Origin of the sequence: Corynebacterium sp. HMSC058E07 (genome assembly GCF_001809885.1) — a bacterium.
GTDB classification, from domain to species: Bacteria; Actinomycetota; Actinomycetes; order Mycobacteriales; family Mycobacteriaceae; genus Corynebacterium; species Corynebacterium macclintockiae.
Genome location: NZ_KV799257.1, coordinates 58004 through 79085 on the forward strand (window position 1 = coordinate 58004; position 21082 = coordinate 79085).

General features: G+C 60.2%; 20 protein-coding genes and 2 tRNA genes. 10 read left to right on the top strand and 12 right to left on the bottom strand.

Annotated features, from left to right (window positions below):
* Positions 1–29: 29 nt before the first annotated feature.
* The 5 genes from HMPREF2678_RS02200 to rlmB all read left to right on the top strand — a co-directional run bounded on the left by HMPREF2678_RS02200 (position 30) and on the right by rlmB (position 4753).
* Positions 30–902, top strand: a complete 873-nt coding sequence (locus HMPREF2678_RS02200; RefSeq protein ID WP_035002788.1) for a heme ABC transporter ATP-binding protein — start codon at positions 30–32, stop codon at positions 900–902.
* Between the two features lie 5 nt (positions 903–907).
* On the top strand, positions 908–1969 hold the full coding sequence (locus HMPREF2678_RS02205) for an HtaA domain-containing protein (RefSeq protein WP_083303390.1): 1062 nt from the start codon (positions 908–910) through the stop codon (positions 1967–1969).
* An 80-nt stretch (positions 1970–2049) separates the two neighbouring features.
* Positions 2050–2724 (top strand): biliverdin-producing heme oxygenase, encoded by a 675-nt coding sequence (locus HMPREF2678_RS02210; RefSeq protein WP_034971810.1) that lies wholly within the window; start codon positions 2050–2052, stop codon positions 2722–2724.
* Complete coding sequence (locus HMPREF2678_RS02215) at positions 2721–3593, top strand: HtaA domain-containing protein (protein WP_035002655.1); 873 nt, start codon at positions 2721–2723, stop codon at positions 3591–3593. Before HMPREF2678_RS02210 ends, HMPREF2678_RS02215 begins: the two co-directional genes overlap by 4 nt.
* A 203-nt stretch (positions 3594–3796) precedes the next feature.
* Positions 3797–4753 carry a 23S rRNA (guanosine(2251)-2'-O)-methyltransferase RlmB gene (rlmB, locus tag HMPREF2678_RS02220; protein WP_035002654.1) on the top strand — a complete coding sequence of 319 codons (957 nt, stop codon included), beginning with the start codon at positions 3797–3799 and terminating at the stop codon, positions 4751–4753.
* 50 nt (positions 4754–4803) lie between these two features.
* On the opposite strand, the gene HMPREF2678_RS02225 is transcribed toward rlmB, so the two are convergent.
* Entirely contained in the window at positions 4804–5370 is a 567-nt protein-coding gene (locus HMPREF2678_RS02225; RefSeq protein ID WP_070550671.1) for a TetR/AcrR family transcriptional regulator, read from the bottom strand.
* A 122-nt stretch (positions 5371–5492) separates the two neighbouring features.
* Between HMPREF2678_RS02225 and HMPREF2678_RS02230 the strand changes: the two genes are divergently transcribed.
* Positions 5493–6503 (top strand): membrane protein, encoded by a 1011-nt coding sequence (locus tag HMPREF2678_RS02230; RefSeq protein ID WP_035002651.1) that lies wholly within the window; start codon positions 5493–5495, stop codon positions 6501–6503.
* Positions 6504–6554: 51 nt separating this feature from the next.
* Here the strand turns inward: HMPREF2678_RS02230 and HMPREF2678_RS02235 are convergent, their stop codons facing one another.
* From HMPREF2678_RS02235 to HMPREF2678_RS02250, 4 genes are all read right to left on the bottom strand, one after another.
* Positions 6555–8213 carry a carboxylesterase/lipase family protein gene (locus HMPREF2678_RS02235; RefSeq protein WP_070550656.1) on the bottom strand — a complete coding sequence of 553 codons (1659 nt, stop codon included), beginning with the start codon at positions 8211–8213 and terminating at the stop codon, positions 6555–6557.
* A gap of 87 nt (positions 8214–8300) precedes the next feature.
* Positions 8301–9239, bottom strand: a complete 939-nt coding sequence (locus HMPREF2678_RS02240; protein WP_070550658.1) for a metal ABC transporter permease — start codon at positions 9237–9239, stop codon at positions 8301–8303.
* The gene (locus HMPREF2678_RS02245) at positions 9236–9937 is read right to left on the bottom strand and encodes a metal ABC transporter ATP-binding protein (RefSeq protein WP_034971827.1); all 702 of its coding nucleotides are present in this window, start codon (positions 9935–9937) and stop codon (positions 9236–9238) included. Before HMPREF2678_RS02245 ends, HMPREF2678_RS02240 begins: the two co-directional genes overlap by 4 nt.
* Entirely contained in the window at positions 9937–10854 is a 918-nt protein-coding gene (locus HMPREF2678_RS02250; RefSeq protein WP_070550660.1) for a metal ABC transporter solute-binding protein, Zn/Mn family, read from the bottom strand. Before HMPREF2678_RS02250 ends, HMPREF2678_RS02245 begins: the two co-directional genes overlap by 1 nt.
* Before the next feature lie 139 nt (positions 10855–10993).
* Here HMPREF2678_RS02250 and HMPREF2678_RS02255 point away from each other — a divergent pair, with 139 nt between their 5' ends.
* The gene (locus HMPREF2678_RS02255; protein WP_070550662.1) at positions 10994–12103 is read left to right on the top strand and encodes a LacI family DNA-binding transcriptional regulator; all 1110 of its coding nucleotides are present in this window, start codon (positions 10994–10996) and stop codon (positions 12101–12103) included.
* Here HMPREF2678_RS02255 and otsB read toward each other — a convergent pair.
* The 5 genes from otsB to HMPREF2678_RS02280 form a co-directional block, all read right to left on the bottom strand.
* Positions 12068–12937: a trehalose-phosphatase gene (gene otsB / locus HMPREF2678_RS02260; RefSeq protein WP_011273042.1), complete on the bottom strand. Its 870-nt coding sequence runs from the start codon at positions 12935–12937 to the stop codon at positions 12068–12070. The two genes, HMPREF2678_RS02255 and otsB, sit on opposite strands and share 36 nt — an antisense overlap.
* A gap of 3 nt (positions 12938–12940) precedes the next feature.
* The gene (locus HMPREF2678_RS02265; RefSeq protein ID WP_011273043.1) at positions 12941–13441 is read right to left on the bottom strand and encodes an META domain-containing protein; all 501 of its coding nucleotides are present in this window, start codon (positions 13439–13441) and stop codon (positions 12941–12943) included.
* On the bottom strand, positions 13441–14907 hold the full coding sequence (locus tag HMPREF2678_RS02270; RefSeq protein WP_034971833.1) for an alpha,alpha-trehalose-phosphate synthase (UDP-forming): 1467 nt from the start codon (positions 14905–14907) through the stop codon (positions 13441–13443). The genes HMPREF2678_RS02265 and HMPREF2678_RS02270 overlap by 1 nt, the downstream gene beginning before the upstream one ends.
* 32 nt (positions 14908–14939) lie before the next feature.
* Positions 14940–15338 carry a hypothetical protein gene (locus tag HMPREF2678_RS02275; RefSeq protein WP_011273045.1) on the bottom strand — a complete coding sequence of 133 codons (399 nt, stop codon included), beginning with the start codon at positions 15336–15338 and terminating at the stop codon, positions 14940–14942.
* A 69-nt stretch (positions 15339–15407) separates the two neighbouring features.
* Complete coding sequence (locus tag HMPREF2678_RS02280) at positions 15408–17003, bottom strand: threonine/serine exporter ThrE (RefSeq protein ID WP_141746998.1); 1596 nt, start codon at positions 17001–17003, stop codon at positions 15408–15410.
* 229 nt (positions 17004–17232) lie between these two features.
* Between HMPREF2678_RS02280 and HMPREF2678_RS02285 the strand changes: the two genes are divergently transcribed.
* The 3 genes from HMPREF2678_RS02285 to HMPREF2678_RS02295 all read left to right on the top strand — a co-directional run bounded on the left by HMPREF2678_RS02285 (position 17233) and on the right by HMPREF2678_RS02295 (position 18135).
* Positions 17233–17305: transfer RNA gene (locus HMPREF2678_RS02285), tRNA-Thr, on the top strand.
* A 47-nt stretch (positions 17306–17352) separates the two neighbouring features.
* A tRNA-Gly gene (locus tag HMPREF2678_RS02290) sits at positions 17353–17426 on the top strand.
* Positions 17427–17616: 190 nt separating this feature from the next.
* The gene (locus tag HMPREF2678_RS02295; protein WP_011273047.1) at positions 17617–18135 is read left to right on the top strand and encodes a ClbS/DfsB family four-helix bundle protein; all 519 of its coding nucleotides are present in this window, start codon (positions 17617–17619) and stop codon (positions 18133–18135) included.
* Here HMPREF2678_RS02295 and HMPREF2678_RS02300 read toward each other — a convergent pair.
* Positions 18104–19699 (bottom strand): recombinase family protein, encoded by a 1596-nt coding sequence (locus HMPREF2678_RS02300; RefSeq protein ID WP_034969885.1) that lies wholly within the window; start codon positions 19697–19699, stop codon positions 18104–18106. The genes HMPREF2678_RS02295 and HMPREF2678_RS02300 overlap by 32 nt on opposite strands.
* Before the next feature lie 2 nt (positions 19700–19701).
* Positions 19702–20943, bottom strand: coding sequence for a recombinase family protein (locus HMPREF2678_RS02305; RefSeq protein WP_034969888.1), 1242 nt, complete (start codon positions 20941–20943; stop codon positions 19702–19704).
* Positions 20944–21082: the final 139 nt, after the last annotated feature.

Genomic DNA, 21082 nt, shown 5'->3' on the forward strand with positions numbered 1-21082 from the left:
CTCACTGTAGCGATGCGACTACAAACAGTATGGCTATCGGCGATAGGGCCATTGAGGTATCTGGCCTTACCGTCGACGTTGGCGCCAAGCGGTTGCTCAGTGACATTAGTTTTGTCGCTCGTGCCGGCGAGGTCACAGGGCTCATTGGGCCGAATGGTGCTGGTAAGTCGACGCTGCTTGCCGCGCTGTCTGGGGATATTAAACCTACTCAGGGTGTGGTTTCCGTCGCCGGATTAGACCCCTCTCGGGCTGATGCAAGGACGATGGCGCGGCGCCGTGCGGTGTTGCTTCAGGATGTCCAAGTCGCGTTTGAGTTTCTTGTTCGAGATGTTGTGGCGATGGGACGGCGACCGTGGCGAGGGACAGTCGATAGCAGTGTGGATGAGCTCATTGTTGACGCTGCTCTGGACGCCACCGGTTCCACTACGTTGGCAGTTCGTGACATCGTCACTCTTTCCGGTGGCGAACGTGCTCGGGTTGCATTGTCCCGGGTATTGGCCCAGCAAACACCGGTGGTGTTGTTAGACGAGCCGACCGCGGCGATGGATATCCGTCATCAGGAACAAGTCTTGAGCTTGATGCAGCAGATCGCTCACAGAGTTGGAACTGCGGTGGTGATTGTGTTGCATGACCTCGATGCAGCTGCGGCGTATTGCGATCACATCGTCTGTCTATCCAATGGGCGAATTGCCGCCGATGGATCGGTTGATTCGGTCTATACCGACGAGATCCTCTCCAGCGTTTATGACTGGCCCATCGAAGTTGTCCGCAGTGCGGATAATGACGTCTCTGTCCGTCCGCGGCGGAGGGATCCGCCAACTGCAGTAGCTCAACTGCTTTCTGCATATCAATCCATCCCATTCACTAGGGCTAAGTCCCTAGGATCCATTCATCAGGAGTAATTCTCATGTCTATTAAGTCAACTCGAAATGCCATGCTCGGCACTGTGATGTCCTTCGCCCTGGGCACTGCTGCACTTTCCGTACCCGTTGCATCGGCACAGGAGGGCGCATCTCAGGCTAAACCTGAATGCAAAACTGTTATCACTGGCGGTACCTTCAACTGGGGATTGAAGGAGAGCTTCCGCAGCTACATCCTGGGGAGAATCGCTCAGGGAAGCTGGGAAACGAAGGGTGAGGTTAAGGAATCTGATCCTGCCAACAAGAAGTCCAAGGACTTCCAATTCCAATTCCAGGTAGACCCAAGTGTATCTAGCATTGAGGTCGATTCCGAGGGCAACGTAACCAAGGCAGAGATCGGCACCAAGCCGTCCGATGTCGTTTTTGAAGGCCATCATGGTGCTTTGTACTCGAACTTCAAGTCCCCTTACATCACGGCCGAGGGGGCTAGTATTCAGGGCGGCGCCAGCTATGAGGGATACTACGTGCCTGGCAAGCACATGACTGAGTATACGCCTGAGGACCGTATCGAAGAGAACAAGGTTTCCGGCAGGGACGTGTTCTCGAAGGGGCACGGAAACTGGAAGGTTGACGGGGACACTGTCACGCTTGATGCAAGCAGCATGACCTACGTTCCTAAGCCAGGAACGGATGGGGGCAAGAACATTGTGGAGGGTGTAGACGTCCTATTCATGGGCATTTACTCGGCGGACTACAAGCCAGAGCTGGATGACATCAATGTTTCTCTGACCACCGAGAAGAAATGTGCAACGCCAGGGGAGCCGAATCCGGATGATGAAGGTGGTTCCGGCCCGGACAACCCGAGCAACCCGGACAACCCGAGCAACCCAGACAACCCAGACAACCCGGACAACCCGGACAACCCGGATGACCAGGGGCAAGGCCAAGGTTCGCTGGGCAAGTTCGGAAAGGTGTGGAACTACATTCTTGGCACGGTCGGAATCCTAGGCATGCTGGCGATCATTGGCCACGCGATCAACGTGTCTGGCGCTCTCGATGGCATTCACAAGAAGATTGATGAATTCCTACGCCACCACAACTTGCGCTAATAACGAGTTCCCTTTTCTCGTTCAGCGACAAATTCCAGATTCCACGCGGATCTTGAAACTCTTTCGAAAGGAATAACGTGATGGCTTCGACCTCCACACTTTCAAACACAAGCTTTAACACAGCCGAGCCGATTTCTCAGGCACTGCGCAATGCCACTGCGGAGGCGCACGGGCGCGCAGAAGGCTCTGAGTTCATGAGCACCCTTTTCAAAGGCGAGCTTGACGCTCAAGCGGTGTATGAGCTTTCGGGACAACTCTGGTTTGTCTACAGCGCTCTGGAGAACGCTGTAGACAGAGTCTCCGGCACTCCCATCGGGTCGGTTATTGCAGATCCGCGCCTGCAACGTCGCGCTGCGTTGGACCACGATCTGACGTATTGCCTCGGCTCCGATTGGCGCAAACAACTTGAACTACTGCCCGCCACCCGGCGGTATGTAGATCGACTCGACTCTTTCGGGGAACAAGACGTTGTACGAGTGATCGCTCACCACTATGTCCGCTACCTCGGGGATATTTCCGGCGGTCAGGTTATCGCTGCGCGTGTAGCAGACCTCTACAATGTTGATCCCGAGGCATTGAAGTTCTATGACTTCTCCGCTATTGGCAAGATCCCTCCGTACCGAACCAACTACCGTCAGCGCCTCGATAGCCTGCCACTCACAACGCAGCAGCGTTCCACATTGATTGAGGAAGCCATCGATGCTTTTGGTATGAATTTTGCACTGTTCACAGATCTTTACGGAGTCTGCGCGTGAATCCACCTTTCTTGTCCCAGTCCACTTCCCGCCACTTCGTTGCCAGCGCCCTGGCCAGTTCCGTCGCGTTAAGCGGCATGGCGGTTCCTGTAGCACAGGCAGAGGAAGCATCCACCCCAGTGTTAGAAGCCGGTGCTTTTGCTTGGCCGATCAAAGCTTCTTTCCTTAAACATGTGCAGGGGCCGATCGCTAAAGGAACCGTCATCGGCGATGGAGGTGCAGAGTTTAAGGGGAACCAGTTTGTGTTCCCAATTAACATCCATAAAACGAGTCTGGACCCGCAGGGGAATGGCACGATTGCCCTGGACGGCAGCGCACATGTGACCGCATACAAAGGTCTTGGTAAGAACGGCGGGCCAGCTTTGGATGTCTCTTACTTCGACTTGAAGTTGAATGTCACAGGTCAGGCGGTATCGCTTATTGGGGACTACTCCCTTTCCGGTAACACGGCGAACGATCCTACACAGCTAGACAAGCGCGGCGACGATGAAGTAATCGTGACCTTCACCCTGGAAGCCCCGATTGATCCGGGTAAGGATCTCGTTGCCCAGAACCGTCCCACAACGGCCGGTATCGGATTGCAGAGATCTCTACTCCGCTACAACGAGGGCGAGCAGCTGGAGGGCGCGGACGTTGACCTGCTGCTGGACTATGACGATGGCAAGCAGATAGAAGATGTAACCCCGCAGGAACTGCAGGGAAGTGCAAGCGGATTCTCCGGTTCTTCTAGCGGCAGTTCCAAAAACTCGTCCCTTGGCATCGCGGCCGGTGTGATCGCCGCCATTGTGGCAGTGATTGGGGTAGGGGCACTGGCCTTCGGGCCCGTGGATTGGCGAGGAGTTTTGAAGAACTTCGGCATCACTGCCTAGAAGGAAAGCATCGTACCACCCCATCTGCGAAGAACTATTGCTCGTTTCAGCTGCTGCCGGCAAGATTGGTAATGGAAGCAACAAATTCACAGCAGGTGGGGTGCTTTGCTGTCCACGTTCTCGTGAGCCTGGTTCCAGTTTTGCGTGCCGGGAAGTAACATACACAAACGCACGTAGTCGACCAGGTAAGAGGGGCAATCACAGTGGCGGGCAACACCCAGCGCAGCGGAGGCGTGCGCAAGAAGAACAAGAAGGGCGCAACCAAGGGCTCCGGCGGTCAGGGGCGCCGCAGCCTGCGTGGCAAGGGGGCCACGCCGAAGGCGGAGGATCGCGTCTATCACGCTGCCTACAAGCGCAAGCAGGCCGCCAAGCGCCGGGCATCTGGTGCGCACGACCGCTTCGCAAAGGACGAGAACCAGGTGGAATTGGTGGTCGGCCGCAATCCTGTGATCGAGTGCCTGCACGCCAAGGTTCCCGCCACAGCACTGTACGTCGCGGAGGGCACTAAGAACGACGAGCGCCTGGCCGAGGCCGTCCACACCTGCGCCGACCGTGGCATCTCTGTACTGGAGGTTTCCCGCGCCGAGCTGGATCGCATGACCGGCAACGGAATGCACCAGGGCATTGGCCTGCAGATCCCGCCGTTCCAGTACACGCAGGTTGAGGACCTGATCGAGCGGACCGCCTCCGCAACACAGCCCGGCCTAGTCGTCGCGCTGGATAACATCACTGACCCGCGTAACCTCGGTGCGGTCATCCGCTCCGTCGCGGCATTCGGTGGTCACGGCGTGATCATCCCAGAGCGCCGCAGCGCCTCCGTCACCGCCGTCGCTTGGCGCACCTCCGCGGGCACGGCCGCCCGCCTGCCGGTCGCGAAGGCCACTAACATGGTGCGCTCTCTGAAGCAGTTCCAGCAGGCTGGTTACCAGGTCGTGGGCCTGGATGCTGGTGGCGATCACACCCTCGACACCTACGACGGCACCACCCCGACCGTCATCGTCGTCGGCTCCGAGGGCAAGGGTCTGTCCCGCCTGGTGGCGGACACCTGCGACACGATCATGTCGATCCCGATGGCCAAGTGGGTCGAGTCCCTCAATGCGTCGGTCGCTGCGGGCGTGGTGCTCAGCGAGTTCGCCCGCCAGCGTCGCGCTGCTAAGTGACGCCCCTTCGTTTTCGCCCCTCTGGGTACATCCGCGGGGACTGCTAGCTTCTAAGGCTTAAGTCCCCGGATGTATGTCTCCACGAGCCAAGGCTGATAATCGGGGACAAGTTTTCGTGCAGCGTCAGGGAGGGGGCGGGTGATCGCCGCCAGGCCGAGATGGAAATGTAGTGCGTCCACGTCTTCTCTGAGGAGCGACCAGTGGCGTGCCCGGTGAAGCACCCTTTCTAACTGCTCCATCAGCTCGTTCATTCGAGGGACGAGGTCTGCCTCGAAGTCCAGGTTTTCCACAATGGTGGGCACTACCTGCGTGGCGATGGCTCCTAGTTGCAGCCCCGCTACGCTGTGGACGAAGCTGTTCCACGTTTCGGTGGCTTGTCGAACGTTCTCCCATCCCGCCGTGTGGCGGTCGATGATGTCGATGAGCCGCTCGCGCCCGTAGTCGAAAAGTCCCGTTAGCAAGTCTTGCTTGGTGGGGAAGTGGCGGTAGAGGGTGCCGATGCCCATGCCAGCTTCGCTGGCTATGGTGCGCATGGAGACGTCGATTCCAATGGTGGAAAACAGTCTCCAAGCTGCGGTGAGTATTGCTTGCCTGTTCTCATGTGCATCCGCGCGCATTACTAACCTTCCGAAACTTTTTTGCTCTATCGCTTGCATTCTATCTAAGCGGAACGTTATGATCCATTTTGTTCAAACGGAACAAAATGTTCCGGTTTATGGGATACAGAAAGGGGAAACCCATGTCCAACGCTGTTGATACGCAGAAGAATCCACCAACCCAAGCACGTCCAGCCCCCGAGCGCAGTGATAACCGTCGCCTCGCCGCAATCGTCGTAGCCCTCACGGGAATCATCACGCTCATGCTGTTGGCATTCCTCACCCCCAGCATGAACTCCGGCCCGAAGGATCTCCCTCTCGCGGTCTCCGGCCCGGCGCCTGCCGTTCAGAAAATTGAGGGAATGCTCGAGCAGAAACAGCCCGGCGCCTTCGACATCACCACCTACGACAATCCAGACGAGGTAAAGACGAAGGTTCTGGAACGCGAGGCAATCGGCGGAATCGCCCTCGGCAAGGACGGCACCGTCGTCACCATTGCCAGCGGAGCAGGCTCTACCTTCAAGCAGATCATGACCGGCCTTGCCGATGGCATGAAGCAGCAGGGCCAGAAGGTTTCCGTGGAGGATGTAGCCCCGCTGTCCGAAGGCGATCCGAACGGAATTGGTCTGAACACCCTTGCCCTGCCGCTGGCCTTCGGAGGCATGGCCTCGGCCGCCCTGCTGACCTTCGGACTCAAGGGGCGCCGTTGGGGCCGGGTGGTCGGCGCAGCCGTGTTCTCCATCTTGGCTGGCCTGGCGCTCGGCGCAATCATGCAGTTTGGGTATGACCTGTTCGACGGAAACTATCTTGAGCTGGCAGGAATCCTCGCACTGGGTATCGCCGGTACTTCGATGTTCGTCCTCGGCATGGAATCTCTGCTCGGCGGCGCAGGTCTGGGCATCGGCGCGATCATCACGCTATTTGTTTCCAACCCGCTGTCCGGCATCGCGACGGGCTGGCAGTGGCTACCGAGCCCCTGGGGCTGGTTTGGCCAGCACCTGCCGATCGGAGCAGCTGGCACGGCCGTGCGTTCCGTCGCCTACTTCGATGGCCACGGCATCACCCACGCCGTTGTTGTTCTGTGCTGTTGGGTTGCGCTCGGTGTGGGCATGGTCGCTCTAGCGTCGTGGCGGAAGCGTCGCGTTGCTCAGTGACGCCCCTTCGTTCCAGCTGTAGCCGGTCCCAGCGCTAGCTGATCATTAGCGCTAGCCGAACATTTCCTCTTGCTTATCCCACTGAACCTGCGCCCAGGCCTCCCGCAGCTCGGGCTGTGGGTCGTAGATGGTTTCCTCGCCGGCGGGAAAGTGGGCGTCAAAAACCTGCGTGGCGAAGCCCAGCGAATAGGGATCAAAACCTGGGTCGTGAGAGTGCACGAACTGCCTCCACCGCGACTGCATGGTGACGGTGGTGGCGCGCATCTCGTCGCGACCGCCGAGTAGGACGGCAATGCGGCCCTTGTCCTGGTCATAGCGCTGGAAGAGGATCGGCAGGTCCAGGGCGTGTAGCGCGCCCATGCCGGAATAGCGCAGGAAAGGCGTGGTGGTGTCCAGCCGGTAGACCCACGCCCGGTCGCTCGGGTGATTCTGCGCCAGGTACCAGGAGGGGCCGGTGAACAGCGCATCGCCGAAGAAGCGGCCCTTCAGCTTGCGGGACTTCGGGCCACCATAGTGCTGCTCCAGGATGTTGGTGGCCTGGGCATCGGCGCCGGAAATCGCGTGGGCGAACGTTCGCGTGCGCGCGTACTGCATGGAGCTACGCTTCGGCTCCAGGTGCATCATGTCGTACTCGTTGCGGTTAGAGCCGATCAGTAGTGGCAGATCCATCATCGCACCGGGGGAAAGCGGATGCTGCGGCAACAGGTCGCCGTCGATAACCGGAGCGAACGGGCCGGCCTTGGAGATCGGGTTGTCTGCGTGGAAACGCACCATCTCGTCCGAGAGACGGCCGAGGATTGCGTGCTCGGCGGTCAGCAGGTCTTCGGTGGCGGCTTTCAGCTCCTCGTCGCTGAGTTCCGGCGGTGCCTGGCGAACCGGGGTGCGCTGATCCAGCGGCAGGGACTCTTCTGCGCGCATGCGATGTAGCCAGCGGGCGGCGAAGTCCGTCCAATACTTTGCATTCGCGCGGGTGTGGACGATCATCGGGGCGGGGGATTGTGCGATGGCCGCGCTGAACAGCCCCTCTGCGGACGGGGTGGCCAGCAGGCCGGTGACCATGGAGCCACCGCTGGATTCGCCCATGATGGTTATGCGGTCCGGGTCGCCGCCGAAGGCGCGGGCGTTGTCGTGGATCCAACGCAGGGCCGTCAGTAGGTCGGAGTGGCCTGGGTTGGTATCCATGTCGTCTGGCGTGTGAGTGCCCTCGCCCAGGGCCAGTTGGCCAAAGATGCCCACGCGGTAGTTCACCGCCACGTACACACAGTCGACGGCCTGGGCGAAGTACTCGCCGGACAGCAGGGGTTTGTTCGCAGAGCCGTGGATGTTTGACCCGCCGTGGAAGTAGACCACGACCGGGCGGTTGGCCTCCGGGTCGATGGCTGGCGCATCGGTGCCAGCGGAGTGCGCGGGGCGGGGGACGACGACGTTCAGCCACAGGCAGTCCTCGGTGCCTTCCCAGTTGCCCGCTGACTTACGCGCCGGGCGGTACTGGGAGCACGCGTCGCCGGAGGTAGCGGCGTTGAACACACCCTCCCACGGCGCGATGGGTTCAGTGCGGCGGAAGCGGCGGGCGCCGATGGGTTTTTCGGCGTAGGGGATTCCGCGGAAGGCAGTTACCCCGGTTTCCGCATGGCCTTTGACTAGGCCGGTGGTGGTGCGGACGATCCAGGGGTTGGTGGGTTGTGGATTGGCTGTCGTCTCGGTAATCACAAGTGCTACCTTAACGAGCCGCGCCGCTGGTGTCCCTCTTCCGGGGGCGGTGGCTATATTTTTATGCGCTTTATGAGTCCGGTTGCTTTAGGCGTGGTGAGCGTGGCCTGCGGCCTCGTTGCTGGTCTGCTTGGACACTGACTCGCCGGTCGCGGAGTACTCCCGTGCCCGCACCGCATCCGCCTGGACGTGCCGGGAACGCATCCGGGCGATCCCGCGGCAGACCAGGTAGATCACGAAGCTCAAGGTGGTCACGAACACCGACACCGGCAGCCCCGGCGCCAGCGATGCGACCAGTCCGCCGACCGCCGACACCACGGAGAATGTCCCCGACAGCACTACGGCCAGCACCGGGTTGCTGGTCACCTTCACTGCCGCCGCGCCCGGCGTAATCAGCAGTGCGATCAGCAGCAGGGCGCCGACGATCTGCACTCCCTGGCTGGCCACCACGCCGATCAGCGCGGCGAATACCAGGGCCAACACACGAACTTTCACGCCCGACGCCGCGGCCAGCACCGGATCCACAGTGGCGAACAGCAGTGGCCGCCATAGCAGCGCCATCGTCGCCACTACCAGCGCAGCCAGCACCGCCAGGATGCCCAGCGAGGCAGAGCTCACGCCCACGATCTGGCCGGTCAGCAGGCTAAACGCCGCCGACGACCCACCGGGGTACAGGTAGATAAACAGTACGGAAAGGCCCATGCCGAAGCTCAAGACCACCGCCACGATGGCGTCCTGCTCCCTTTGCCCCAGCGCCGTCAGCGCCACGGCGGCCAGCACTGCGCCGATCAGCGCACCCCAGCTCACACTAAAGCCGAACAGCAACGCGGCCGCAGCGCCCATCAGGGCCAGCTCGCCGGTGGAGTGCGCGGCGAAGCTCATCTTCCGCATCACGATCAGTGGCGCAATCGCGCCGGAGACAATGCCCAACAACAGCGCCGCCAGCAGCGCGTGCTGTACGAAGTCCACCGAGAGTAGCGCGAGGGTGTCCTCCCACCAGTCGCCGGTGTGGAATTGGCTGCTCATACGACCACCAGCTTTCCGTCTACGTTCACAACCTGCACGTCCGTCCGATATAGGCGGGAGAGTGTCTCGCTGTTCATGACCTCCGCGACCGTGCCGATCGTGTGGCCGTGCGGCGCGAGGTACAGCACCCGGTCGGTCACGTTAAGGATCGGGTTGATGCCGTGGGTGACGAACACGATCGCAGTGTTGTGTTCCCGCCGCCTGCGATCCAGCAGCTCCACGGTCTGCTTCTGCGCGCGTAGATCCAGTGAAAGCAGCGGCTCGTCACACAGCAGCAGCTCCGGGTCCTGCGCCATCGCCTGCGCCTGCCGGATCAGCTGTTGCTGTCCACCGGATAGCTCGCCGACCCGCCGATTGGCTAGGCCGGTCGCGCCTACCTCTTCCAGCGCCGCGTCGATCTGGGCTTTCTTTGGTCGTCTGTTCTTTATGACGCCCGCTGCGAGCGCAAGGCCAACCAGATCTCTTGCGCGCAACGGGATGGATTGTTCAAACATCCTTTGCTGTGGGATGTAGCCCAACTTGTCCGTTACGTCGATGCTGCCGCGGCTGAGTTTGCGGGTGCCGAGGGCAGCATTCAGAAGGGTGGACTTGCCCACCCCGTTGGGACCCAAAATAGCCAAAAACTCCCCCGGCGCGACCTCGAGGTCGAGGTCGCGCCAGAGGGGTTCGACTGCCGCGTTGCGGAGAGCGAGAACCATTACTTGGTTGCGTCCTCCAGCTGCTTGATCAGGGCGTCGGCGTACTCGAAGTAGTCCTGGCCCTCATCAGGGGTTTCGTTGACGTTGACGACCTTGATACCCGCCTCCTTGGCGGCCTCGGTCAGCTGGGAAGCTGCCGGGGTTTCCGACTGCTCGTTGGTGATGAGGATGTCGGCCTTCTTGTCCTTGATCAGCTGGCGGGTCGCGGCCAGGTCAGCGGCGGAAGGCTCGGACTCGCTGTTCACCGCGTGGGCGAAGCCCTCCGGGGTGATGTCCTTCAGGTTGGAATCCTCGATCAGCTCGGCGGCGACCGATTCGGTGAGGATGACGTTCTTGCCCTTCAGCTTCTCCACGCGCTGCTTCAGCTCGTCGGTCTTCTTGGTGACGTCGTCGTCGGACTCGGGGATGTCAGAGTTCAGCTTGTGCAGCTCGGCGGAGAGCTTCTTTTCGAACTCGGAAACCACGTCCAGGTCGAACCAAACGTGCGGGTTGGTGGCGTCGTGGCCGTGATCGTGCCCCTCGTGGCCGTGATCGTGCCCCTCGTGGCCGTGGTCGTGCCCCTCGGCCAGCGGCTGCGCCGTCACCAGCGGGGTGCCCTCTTCCACGTTGTCGGTCAGCCAGTTATCGTAGCCCGCGCCGTTGGCGACTACGATGTCCGCGTCTTTGACCGCCGCGATGTCGCGGGCGGTGGCCTCGTACTCGTGCGGGTCGTCGTCCTTGCTGCTGAGGATGGTGGTCACCTCAACGTCATCGCGCCCCTCGGTGATGTCCTCGGCAATGCTGCCCCAGATGGATGTAGAGGCGACCAGCTTGATCTTGTCGCCATCCGCGGCGGAATCTCCGGATCCGCCCGCGCAGGCGGTTACGCCCAGCGCCAGCGTTGCGATACTCAAAACTGCTCCGAAATTGGCAACCATTTTCTTCATTCTTCCGAGGTTAATGGGCACGAAAATGCTCGTCAACAAAAAGCTTGAGCCAGATACGGGGATCTGGGCAGTGCCGGGGGAGGGGGCGTCAACCCCCAAGAAGGAAGGGCTGAGGGCTACCCTTAGAAGAATGAATAGACCAGCACGGCGCGGCACCTTGGCCTCCATCGCGGCCGAACTGGGCGTTTCGCGCACCACAGTTTCGAACGCATACAACCGCCCGGATCAGCTTTCGCCCGAGTTGCGGGACAAGATCCTGCACGTCGCGGCGAAACTCGGCTACCCCGGGCCAGACCCGATGGCGCGTTCGCTGCGCACGCGCCGAGCGGGGGCGATCGGCGTGCTGCTGACCGAGGAGCTGCCGTACGCGTTCGAAGATCAGGCGTCGCTGGAGTTCGTCTCTGGCGTGTCGGTGAGCTGTGGGTCGATGGATGCCTCCATGCTGTTGATCCCCGCGGGCGTGGACGATAACCCCAGCGCCGATCGCCCCGCACAGCTGGTGAACCAGGCCAGCGTCGACGGCTTCATCGTCTACTCGGTGGCGGGCGACGACCCGTACCTCGCCGCCGTGCGCAACCGCGGACTGCCGACCGTGGTGTGTGACCAACCCGCCGGCGCCGGCGATCCTTTCGTGGGAATTGACGACCGCGAGGCCATCAAGCCCGCCATCCGCACCCTCGTCGACGCAGGTCACAAGCGCATCGGCGTGCTGTGCATCCGCCTGGATCGCACGCCGAACAACGGGCCCGTGTCCGCCGAACGCATCGAGGGCGCGCACATGCACGTGCAGCGCTCGCGCCTGCTGGGAATCCTGGACGTGCTGGAGGAAGCCGGGATCGAGCAAGCCCCCATCGTCGAACGGCACATCAACAACCCCCAGACCGCCTTCGACGCCGCCCAGGAGTTACTTTCCACCCACCCGGAGCTCACCGCCGTTGCCTGCACCACCGACTCGCAGGCGCTCGGTGTGGTGCGTTACGCAGCGGAGCAGGGAATCGACGTGCCAGGTCAGCTCTCTGTGACGGGGTTCGACGGTATTCCCGAAGCTATTGACGCCCACATCATCACCGTCCGCCAACCCAGCAAAGACAAGGGACTGGAGAGCGGCAACATGCTCGCTGAACTCATCGAGCAGCGGTTGAATGACAACCCGGCCAAGCCCGCGCACCGGGCGGAGACGCCCACCGTGCTGCTGGAAACTGAGCTAATACGCGGAACGTCCGTCGCGCCGCCGCAGTAGATCCTGCAGGAAGTCCCGGACATCCTCCGGGGTATCAAAACGGTGGGTAGCGGAGGTCTCCCCGCCGCCGACGCGGATGCCGATGTCTGGGGTGTTCGCAGCGGGGGCTACGAGGTGGGGGTCGGTGGCTCCAACGGCTGGCGCCATGTCGGAGGAGTAGTGCAGCGTAGAGAGCGCCGTCTCGTCCGTCGTATCGTCCCCGGCGAAGAGCACCCGCAGCTCCCGGCCGTGTTCGCGCGCGTAGGCGCGACGGAAGTCCTCAATATAGGAGCCCTTGGTGGTCTTATCCACCGCGACCTCCAGGATGTCCTTACCCCACGTCACCTGGGACAGATCGCTGGTGGTGGCGACGTCCGCCAAGCGCTGGTTCAGCCGCCCGGCCAGTTCCTTGTCCTGCACCAGGCGAGTATGCAAGCCCACCGCCAGGGGCTTGATTTCCACCCACGCGCCATCGTGTTCGGTGGCGATCTCCTCCGCATGGGCTCGCAGTTCATTAAGCCAGGCCCGCTGAATTGGGCTCAATTCCGTCGCGCCACCGTCGGCAGGTTCCGCGCCGTGGCTGCCGACCAGGCGCACCGGCCCGTGCGTGGGCAGCATCGTAGCCTTCGATAGCTGTTCCAGATTGCGCCCCGAAATCACCATCGCCACAGTGTTTGGCAGTTGCGCCAGCCCCTCCAGGGCCTCTATCGCGCCGGGGACGGCGTGCACTCCCTCTGGCTCGTCGGAAAAGTGTGCTAGGGTTCCGTCGAAATCCATCGCTACCAGTAGGTCTGGGGTGGCGGCGAGGCCGGAGAGGTCGGCGTCCGAAAGAAAAGGCAGCAACGAACCATCCATGGCTTAGCCCTCCTTCGGACCGCTAATGAACTCGACCGCAGGGACGGACTGCCAATCCTGCTTGTCCTTCGGCGCGGACTGCTGCAGTTTCAGCGAGTTTTCGGCGGGGCGGGTGTAGGTGAGGTTCTGGTCGTTGAGGACGGCCTTCAAACGGTCGGCCGTATCCTCGTCGCCGGGCAGGCACTGGGCGCCGTCGATGCGGGAGCTGGAAAAGCCGCTGATGCGCATGCCCTCGTCCTTCCACTCCACGTTGCCGGTCATGTGCATGCAGCCGCTGGTGCCGTTCAGCGAATCCTCTCCGAAGATCAGGAAGCTACGGCCCTGCTGGGAATCCGGAAGCATGCCACCGCGGGCCTGCGTGTCGTAGATGGCGGAGATCTGCCACTGGGAACTGCCGAGGGGTGCTTCCGTGTCCGAACAGGAAGTCAGGCCGGCCAGGGTGGTGGCGCTGAGAGCCAGCGCGAGGACGGTAGCGCGGCGGGGAGTGCTGGTGGTACGGCGCATTATTCGACCTCCCGAAGTTGCTGCAGGAAGGCATTGGCCCAGCGGTTCACGTCGTGTTCCTGCAGGTGATCCCACATCTGGCGCATGCGACGAACCTTGTTGACCGGGGCGTCCTCGATGGCCAGCTGCAGAGCATCGGCGATCGATTCCACGTCGTGCGGGTTGCATAGGTACGCCTGCACCAGCTGGGTGGCCGCGCCTGCGAATTCCGAGAGCACCAGCGCGCCCGAACCGTCCGAGTGGCAAGCCACATACTCCTTGGCCACCAGGTTCATACCGTCCTTCAAAGGGGTAATCAGCATGACGTCCGCCGCGGCGTATAGTGCCACGATTTGCTCGAAGGGCAGGCCGGAGTGCAGGTAGTGGATCAGCGAGCGCCCCAGGCTGCCGTGGTTGCCGTTGATGCGGGAGACAATGGCCTCCACCTGCTGGCGGGTGCGCTGGTAATCATCCAGACGTTCGCGCGACGGGGTGGCGACCTGCACCATAGCTACGTCTTCCGGGGTCAGCCGGCCGGAGTCCAACAGGAACTCAATGGCCTCTAGTCGGTGCTGGATGCCCTTGGTGTAGTCCAGCCGATCCACGCCTGCGATCAGCACCTTCGGGTTACCTAGACGGGCGCGCAGGTCACTAGCCTGGGCCAGCACTGTTGGCTGGTTCGCTTGGGCGTTGACCTTGGCAGAGTCAATAGAAATGGGGAACACGCCGACCTTGACCTGCCGTCCCGATTCCAGGGCGACGGTGCCGACCACGTGCGCGCCCTCGGGCAGCCGGGCGCCGCGCAGGTAGTTCGCAGATTCGGAATCGTCCATGATCTGCACCGAGTAATCCATCGCCCGCAGCGCTTCCATAAAGTTCCGCGCGGAATCCTGCGTGTGAAAGCCCACCACGTCCGCGCCCAACGTGCCCTCCAGCACCTGGCGGCGCCACGGCAGTTGACGGAAAAGCTCCGGAGCGGGGAAGGGGATGTGCAGGAAGAAACCGATGCAGACATCGTCGCGCAGATCGCGCAGCTGGCCGGGAACCAGGTGCAATTGGTAGTCCTGCACCCACACGGTCGCATACTTGGCCGCGACGTCCGCCGCTGCCTGGGCGAAGCGCTGGTTGACTTGCTGGTAACGCTCCCACCAGCGCTTATCGTAGGTGGGATGCACGATCAGGTCGTGGTACAGGGGCCACAGGGTGGCGTTGGAAAAGCCCTCGTAAAACTGCGCGAAATCCTGCGCATCCAGGTTCACCGGAACCATGTGGATGCCGGCGTCCTCCGGTGCGGGCATGTCCTCGGCTGCGACCTCATCCGTCGCCCCTGGCCAGCCGATCCACGCGCCACGATTCGATTCCAACACCGGCTTCAGCGCTGTGACTAGCCCGCCCGGGGAAGGTACCCAAGTGACCTCCCCGGTGGAGCCATCGACGTTGCGGTCGACGGGAAGGCGATTGGCAACAACCAGAAAATCGGACTGCATGTGTATCACCCGTGTCGGTGCAGGTAGGCGGTTTACTCGCTAGCCTTGGTAGCCTTCTTTGCCGCCTTTTTAGTGGTCTTCTTGGCCGCCTTCTTGGTCGTTTTCTTGGCTGCCTTCTTAGCGGCCTTCTTCGTCGTCTTCTTTGCCGTCGACTTCTTGGTGCTCTTTTTCGCCGACTTCTTGGCAGCCTTCTTGGTGGTCTTGCGGGTGGACTTCTTTGCTTCCTGCTCAGCTTCCTCCAGCTCAGCGACCACTCGGCGGTGGATCAGTCCTTCCGGCTCCACGCCCAGCATGCACATCAGCGTCGCGGCATCGAGGAAGTCCTCGGAGTAGGTCGCGACGATGCGCTGCGCTGCCTGCGCGGTTTCTGCTTCCACCGCATGCAGGGATTCATTGTTGGCGGAACGGTTGTCGGTGACCTTCGGAGGCACGAGCCTGACCCCATTTCTACACAGTCGACGTACGGAACTTAAGTCTCAACTTTAGATATTTTACGCGATTTACTGTTCGCCCGTTCCTGCCGGGTGGTCTTCTTGTTGCTGTAGCTCGCTTTCGGACGCCCGCATCTTGCTATCCAACTGCCACATACTCTTCGACACGTTCCTTCTGCGCCTACGCCAGTGCAGGGGCTGGCGAACTCGGCCGTCGGTACCCATCCGAGGCTTCGGCTGGGACGAACGGCGCGAACCCACGTGGGGGCGTCGTAGTTGCTTGTAACGGTGCAGGATCCGCGGGCGACGAATACGGCGTGCAATCCACTCGCCGAGTACCACGCCGGCGGCCAGAGCGGTGGCGGTGGTGAGAGCAAGACCAAGGTTGGACATGCCGATGACGAACTGATCGTTCAGCACCGAGCTCATGCCACGGTATAGCGCCAGACCCGGCAGGAAGGGGGTAATGCCCGCAGCGGCCGTGATCTGCGGTGGGATCATGTAACGACGGGAGAGCAGACCACCGGCGAGGCCGACGACGAGGGCGGCCAGAGAAACACCGAAGGTGCCAGGCCAGTTCAGCAGATTCGTTACGCCGAACAGGGCGACAGAGGCGATCAGGGCGGTCAGGCTGGCGACCACCGTGGCGCGCCGCTCGCAGAAACAGGCGCTACAGAAGAAACCGGTAGCGACAGCGCCGGAGATGATCTGGACCGTGACGGACCCCAACACACCGGAGGTGTGCGAGGTATCCAACGGTGGCAGCGTGATGCCCATAACGGCCATGGTTTGAATACCCGCCGCGATGCCGGTGATGATGCCGCCGGTCTGTAGCAAGGTCTCGTAGAAGCGCGCCGCAGAGGTCACCGGGGCGCCAGTGATGCCGTCTTGCAGCGCCTGCACCAGCGTCAACCCCGCCAGCAACGCGACGATTGAGGAACCGATAATCAGCGAGGGCGGAAGGTAGAAATCTATTCGATCGGCAATCGAATAGGTCACTGCCGCCGGGATCACTGCAGCGAAGCCGCCAAGGACGTTCTGGAAGAACAACGGCAGAGACTTCGAGGCCAACCAGGCGTTGGCGAACATCGTGAAGATCGTGGTGATACCCGCAACCACCGCCACAGCCCAACCACCGCCGAGAAGCAGCGCAACGGCGGCGGCGAACCCGCCCCAGCTGGCCAGAGCGTAGCGGTTGCGATAGGGCAGCAGGGAAGTCTCAATGTCGAAGAGGATCTTCTGCGCCATCTCCAGCGGGGTGGCTCCCGCGACGATCGAACGGATCAGCCGGTCGACCTCCGTGATTCGGGAGAAGTCGGTTGATAGCTGCCGCACGACGCGGAACATATTTGTCGGCGGCGTGTTTTCGTTGAAGCGCGAGTAGATGTGGATCGTGTTCAACGTGATGTCGACGTGCGTGTTGTTCAGGCCGTAGGCGCTCATAACGCTTCGGATCTGGGCCTTCGTATCCGAGTTGCTAGTGCCCGCGGTGAGGAGTTGGTCGCCGATACGGCTGGCGAGGTCCATCACTGCGTGGATCTTTACAGGGTCGGAAAGGTCCACCGGCGCCAAAGGGGATGGCGGCGGTGCTAGGCGGATAGCATCGATTGTCGCTCTGTTGCCGGAAAACAGCAGGTCAGAGCTCTTCCTCAATGCTCTCGACATGAAACTAGGCACTCCCACACCGTACATCGGGGTAAAGGGGTTTTCACAAGTACCCGTTCCCCCAGGTGGGATGGGGCAGCAGGGGCGAGTTTTACTGTTCGGAGGTGCGGCTTGCTAGGCTGGGAAAGTCCATTGTCCGCGGTGGCCCTATGAGACCCTAGAAGGCGCTAGAAGGCGCTAGAAAACTCTAGAAGGCTCTAGGGGTACGCGGGTAGAAAAGTGGGCAAGTGCTGGAGTGGCGCAATCGGTAGCGCAACGGTCTTGTAAACCGTAGGTTGCGAGTTCAAGTCTCGTCTCCAGCTCATCTAGCCCCGGTGCGATTAATCATCGCGCTGCTGGTGCTGGAACTGCCGGCGTAGTTTAGTGGTAGAACATCAGCTTCCCAAGCTGAGAGTGCGAGTTCGATTCTCGTCGCCGGCTCCACTTAGACGTCGGATTTGATAAGTACCCTTTTGCGTTAGCGAGTATCGCTTAGGGGGGTGTGAAAAATCGCTTGCGTTAGCGGGTTTGGGTTTTGCGTTAGCGGGTATCTTGTTTGCCCTAGTAAAATGCGTATTCAGGGTTTAACGCGCTAACGAAGCGTTAAACCTAAGGCCGTTTCACGAGGAGGTGTGTGGTGAGATCGTATGCGTCCGGCGATGAACTAGCCGCAGAGATTACTAAGCGTGGCGAACTTTTTATCGGCGAGTTCGTAGGCGTTCCTGGCGATGGTTGGGACCGGCTGGTTGACGGTGTTGACCGCACGCCCCGGCAGATGATCGCCTACCAGCTTGGCTGGATGGAATTACTGCTCGGCTGGGAACGTGACGAACAAGCCGGTCTTGACGTGGTGACTCCGGCACCTGGTTTTAAGTGGAATCAACTGGGCGGATTGTATGAATCGTTCTACCAACGCTGGGAGCAGGTATCTACTGAGGATTTGATCGACAGGTTCAAGATCCTGCTTGGTGAGATAGTCAAAATGGTGGGCGGTCTAACCGAATCAGAATTGTTTAGTTCGGGTCAGCGTGCGTGGGCTTCTTCCACCCCGTCGGCGTGGCCGGTGTGGAAATGGGTGCATATCAACACCGTCGCGCCATTTACGACGTTTCGCACCAAAATCAGGAAGTGGAAGAAACTGGCAGCCTGCTAGCAATAGGCACGGTGATTTCAGTGCCGATTCTGAAGACGAACTGGATCTCGTTGGCTCCGATAACGGCATGGTCGATAAGCGCTGTCCACTGGGATGGTTGAAAATGCTGGATGGGCTTGTCGGCCAACTGGGTGTAGGCGGTTTTGATCGCAGTGGCCTTGGCACTCTTGGCAGCAATCTCGGCCTCGATGGCTTGTTTGCGGCCCAGGGTTTTCTGGTATCGCGCTTCTAGCTGGGTGTAGCGGGCGAGGTATTGGTCCTGGTCTTGCGCTACCCGCTGATTTTCTGCAACCAATGATTCAATCTCGCTGGCAAGAGCGCGGATTTTCTCGTCTAGGCGCTTGGACTCCGCTTCGAGCTGGTCTGTATTAAACATGGCGTCGATGACCTGTGGTAGGTGGCTTTGTCCGCGATATTGTTCAGCCAGCTGGTTTAGCGCGGCGAGGAACGCGGTCTGGATTTGCTCATCACGCAAGGTAGCGGTCTGGCAGGGACGGGGATGGTCGTATTTTTGGTTGCACCGCCAGATCGTGTGCTTGTATTTAGTGTTGGATGCCCAGGTTTTGCGTCCGTACCAGGATCCGCAATCTGCGCATTTGAGTCGGCTGGCAAATAGGCCGATTTTGGAGCTGTTGGTTGCGTGGCGGGTGGCCAACTCGTATTGAACCTGATCCCAGACGGGCGCATCAATAATCGGCTCGTGGTTTCCGGTGACGTAGTATTGCGGGACTTCGCCCTCGTTTACTTCGATTCGTTTGGTTAGGAAGTCAGCGGTGAACGTTTTCTGGAGCAGGGCGTCGCCTTTATATTTCTCATTGGTCAAGATGGAGCGCACGGTTGAGGTGGACCAGTTGGTTTTACCTCGCGGAGTCAAAATACCGCGACGCTGTAGCTCGGCACGGATTTCGGTGATCGATGAGCCGTCTAGAAACAGCTGGTAGATCAAGCGCACGGTCGGGGCTTGAGTCTCATCAATAGCGAGGTTACCGTCAGCGCCTTTCTTATATCCCAGTAGCGAGGAGTAGGGCACCATGACTTTCCCATCAGCGAAGCGTCTGCGATGTCCCCAGGTGACGTTCTCAGATATGGAGCGAGATTCTTCCTGGGCAAGACTACTCATGATGGTGATGAGTAGTTCGCCTTTAGAATCAAGGGTCCAGATGTTTTCTTTCTCGAAATACACCTCCACACCGGCTTCTTTTAGCTGTCGGACGGTGGTCAGGGAGTCGACGGTGTTACGAGCAAACCGCGAGACACTCTTGGTGAGGATCAGATCATTTTTCCCGGCTAACGCGTCGGCGATCATGGCTTGGAAGCCCTCACGGTGTTTGGTAGAAGTACCGCTAATGCCTTCGTCGGCATACATGCCAGCAAACACCCAATCAGCACGCGATTGGATGTGGACGGTGTAGTAATCGATTTGGGCTTGATAGCTGGTGGCTTGTTCTTCCATATCGGTGGACACCCTTGCGTAGGCTGCCACCCGGCGTTTGGAGCTAAAACCTGAAAGCGCGCTGTCGTGGATGCGTGTCTTGGTTGCTGGTATCGCGGTAATCGTAGCCACTGTTATTCTCCTTCCAGCTGGGCCAGCGCAATGACTGTCTGGCGCTGATCGTCATGGGTGAAGATCAACTTGTCTTTCATGACCGTGATGCAAGATAGGCGGGACATGATTTCTTCCTCATTCCACTTAGCCAGCGTGAGGATCTTGATTACTGTTTGTTTGAGTCGGGTTTCTTTGAGATCCGGCCCACAAGTATTGCCTTGCCCGAGGCATGCTCCCCAGCAACGCCAAATCTTGTAAGCACCAGCCTTTCGGTAGCGGGTTTTACGCTGATAATTCCTGCCACACGAGGCACACTTGATCCTGGAAGTAAAACAGCCCGTGGCAAGCGAAGGCGTGGCAGCAAGACCAAGCCTGCGGCGACGCGCTAACTCTGTTTGTACTTGTTGGAAGGTCTCTGTGTCGATGATGGCGGGATGGGAGTCTTCAACCCAGTAGCGCTCCAACTCGCCATTGTTTTTTACTTCTCGTTTGGCGCCGATAGCGGGGATGAAGGTTTTTTGAAGCATCTGGTTTCCGGTGTAGCGCTCGTTTTCAAGGATGCGGCGAGCAAGATTAGGCTCTAAGGGTTTACCGGTTAGAGAACGGAAACCTTCAGCGTTAAGTTGAGCCACAGTTTTCTCAGGCGATATCCCTGCCAGGAAGCTGGTGTAGATGCGTCTGATGGCTTCGGCTTCGCGCGCCTCGATGTGGAAGCGTTCTCCGTCCCAGCGGTAGCCGTAAAGCACAAACGAATTCGTTTTGCCTTGTTTGAAACCTTGCCTAATCGCCCACTTCACATTCGCTGACAAAGAAGCAGACTCTTCTTGGGCAAACGAGGCTAGCAACGTCAGCAGTAGCTCACCGTCAGCGGTGGCAGTGTCGATATGTTCACGCTCAAAACGGATAGAAACACCCAAGTTCTTGAGTTCGCGCACGATACGAAGCAGGTCGAGCGTGTTGCGGGCAAGCCTGGAGATCGACTTGCACAACACAATATCCACCCCGCCATTCCTGGCGAGCTCCATCAAGTCTGCTAGGCCTTGTCGGCCGCTGGTTTTGGTGCCAGTGATTCCCTCATCGGTGAAAACTCCCGCGTAGACCCAGCCGGGGGTGGATTGGATGAGTCGCGAATAATAAGAAACCTGGGCGGCGATAGAGGACAGCTGGCGCTCCCTTGCTGTGGATACCCGCGCGTATGCTGCGACATTCACCAGCTTCACTCTCACTGGCTTGGCTGGCGTCACCTGCTCGATCTTCGCCACTATTCCTCCTCACCTCTAAACTGATCGGTGCTTGTGTCTATACACGCTCTAAACATGGCGTTTATCCAGTCAAAACCAATAATTTTCGGCGCTGATAAACCGGCCGAGGTTGCGTCCCTTAGTGTGGTGTAACGCTTGC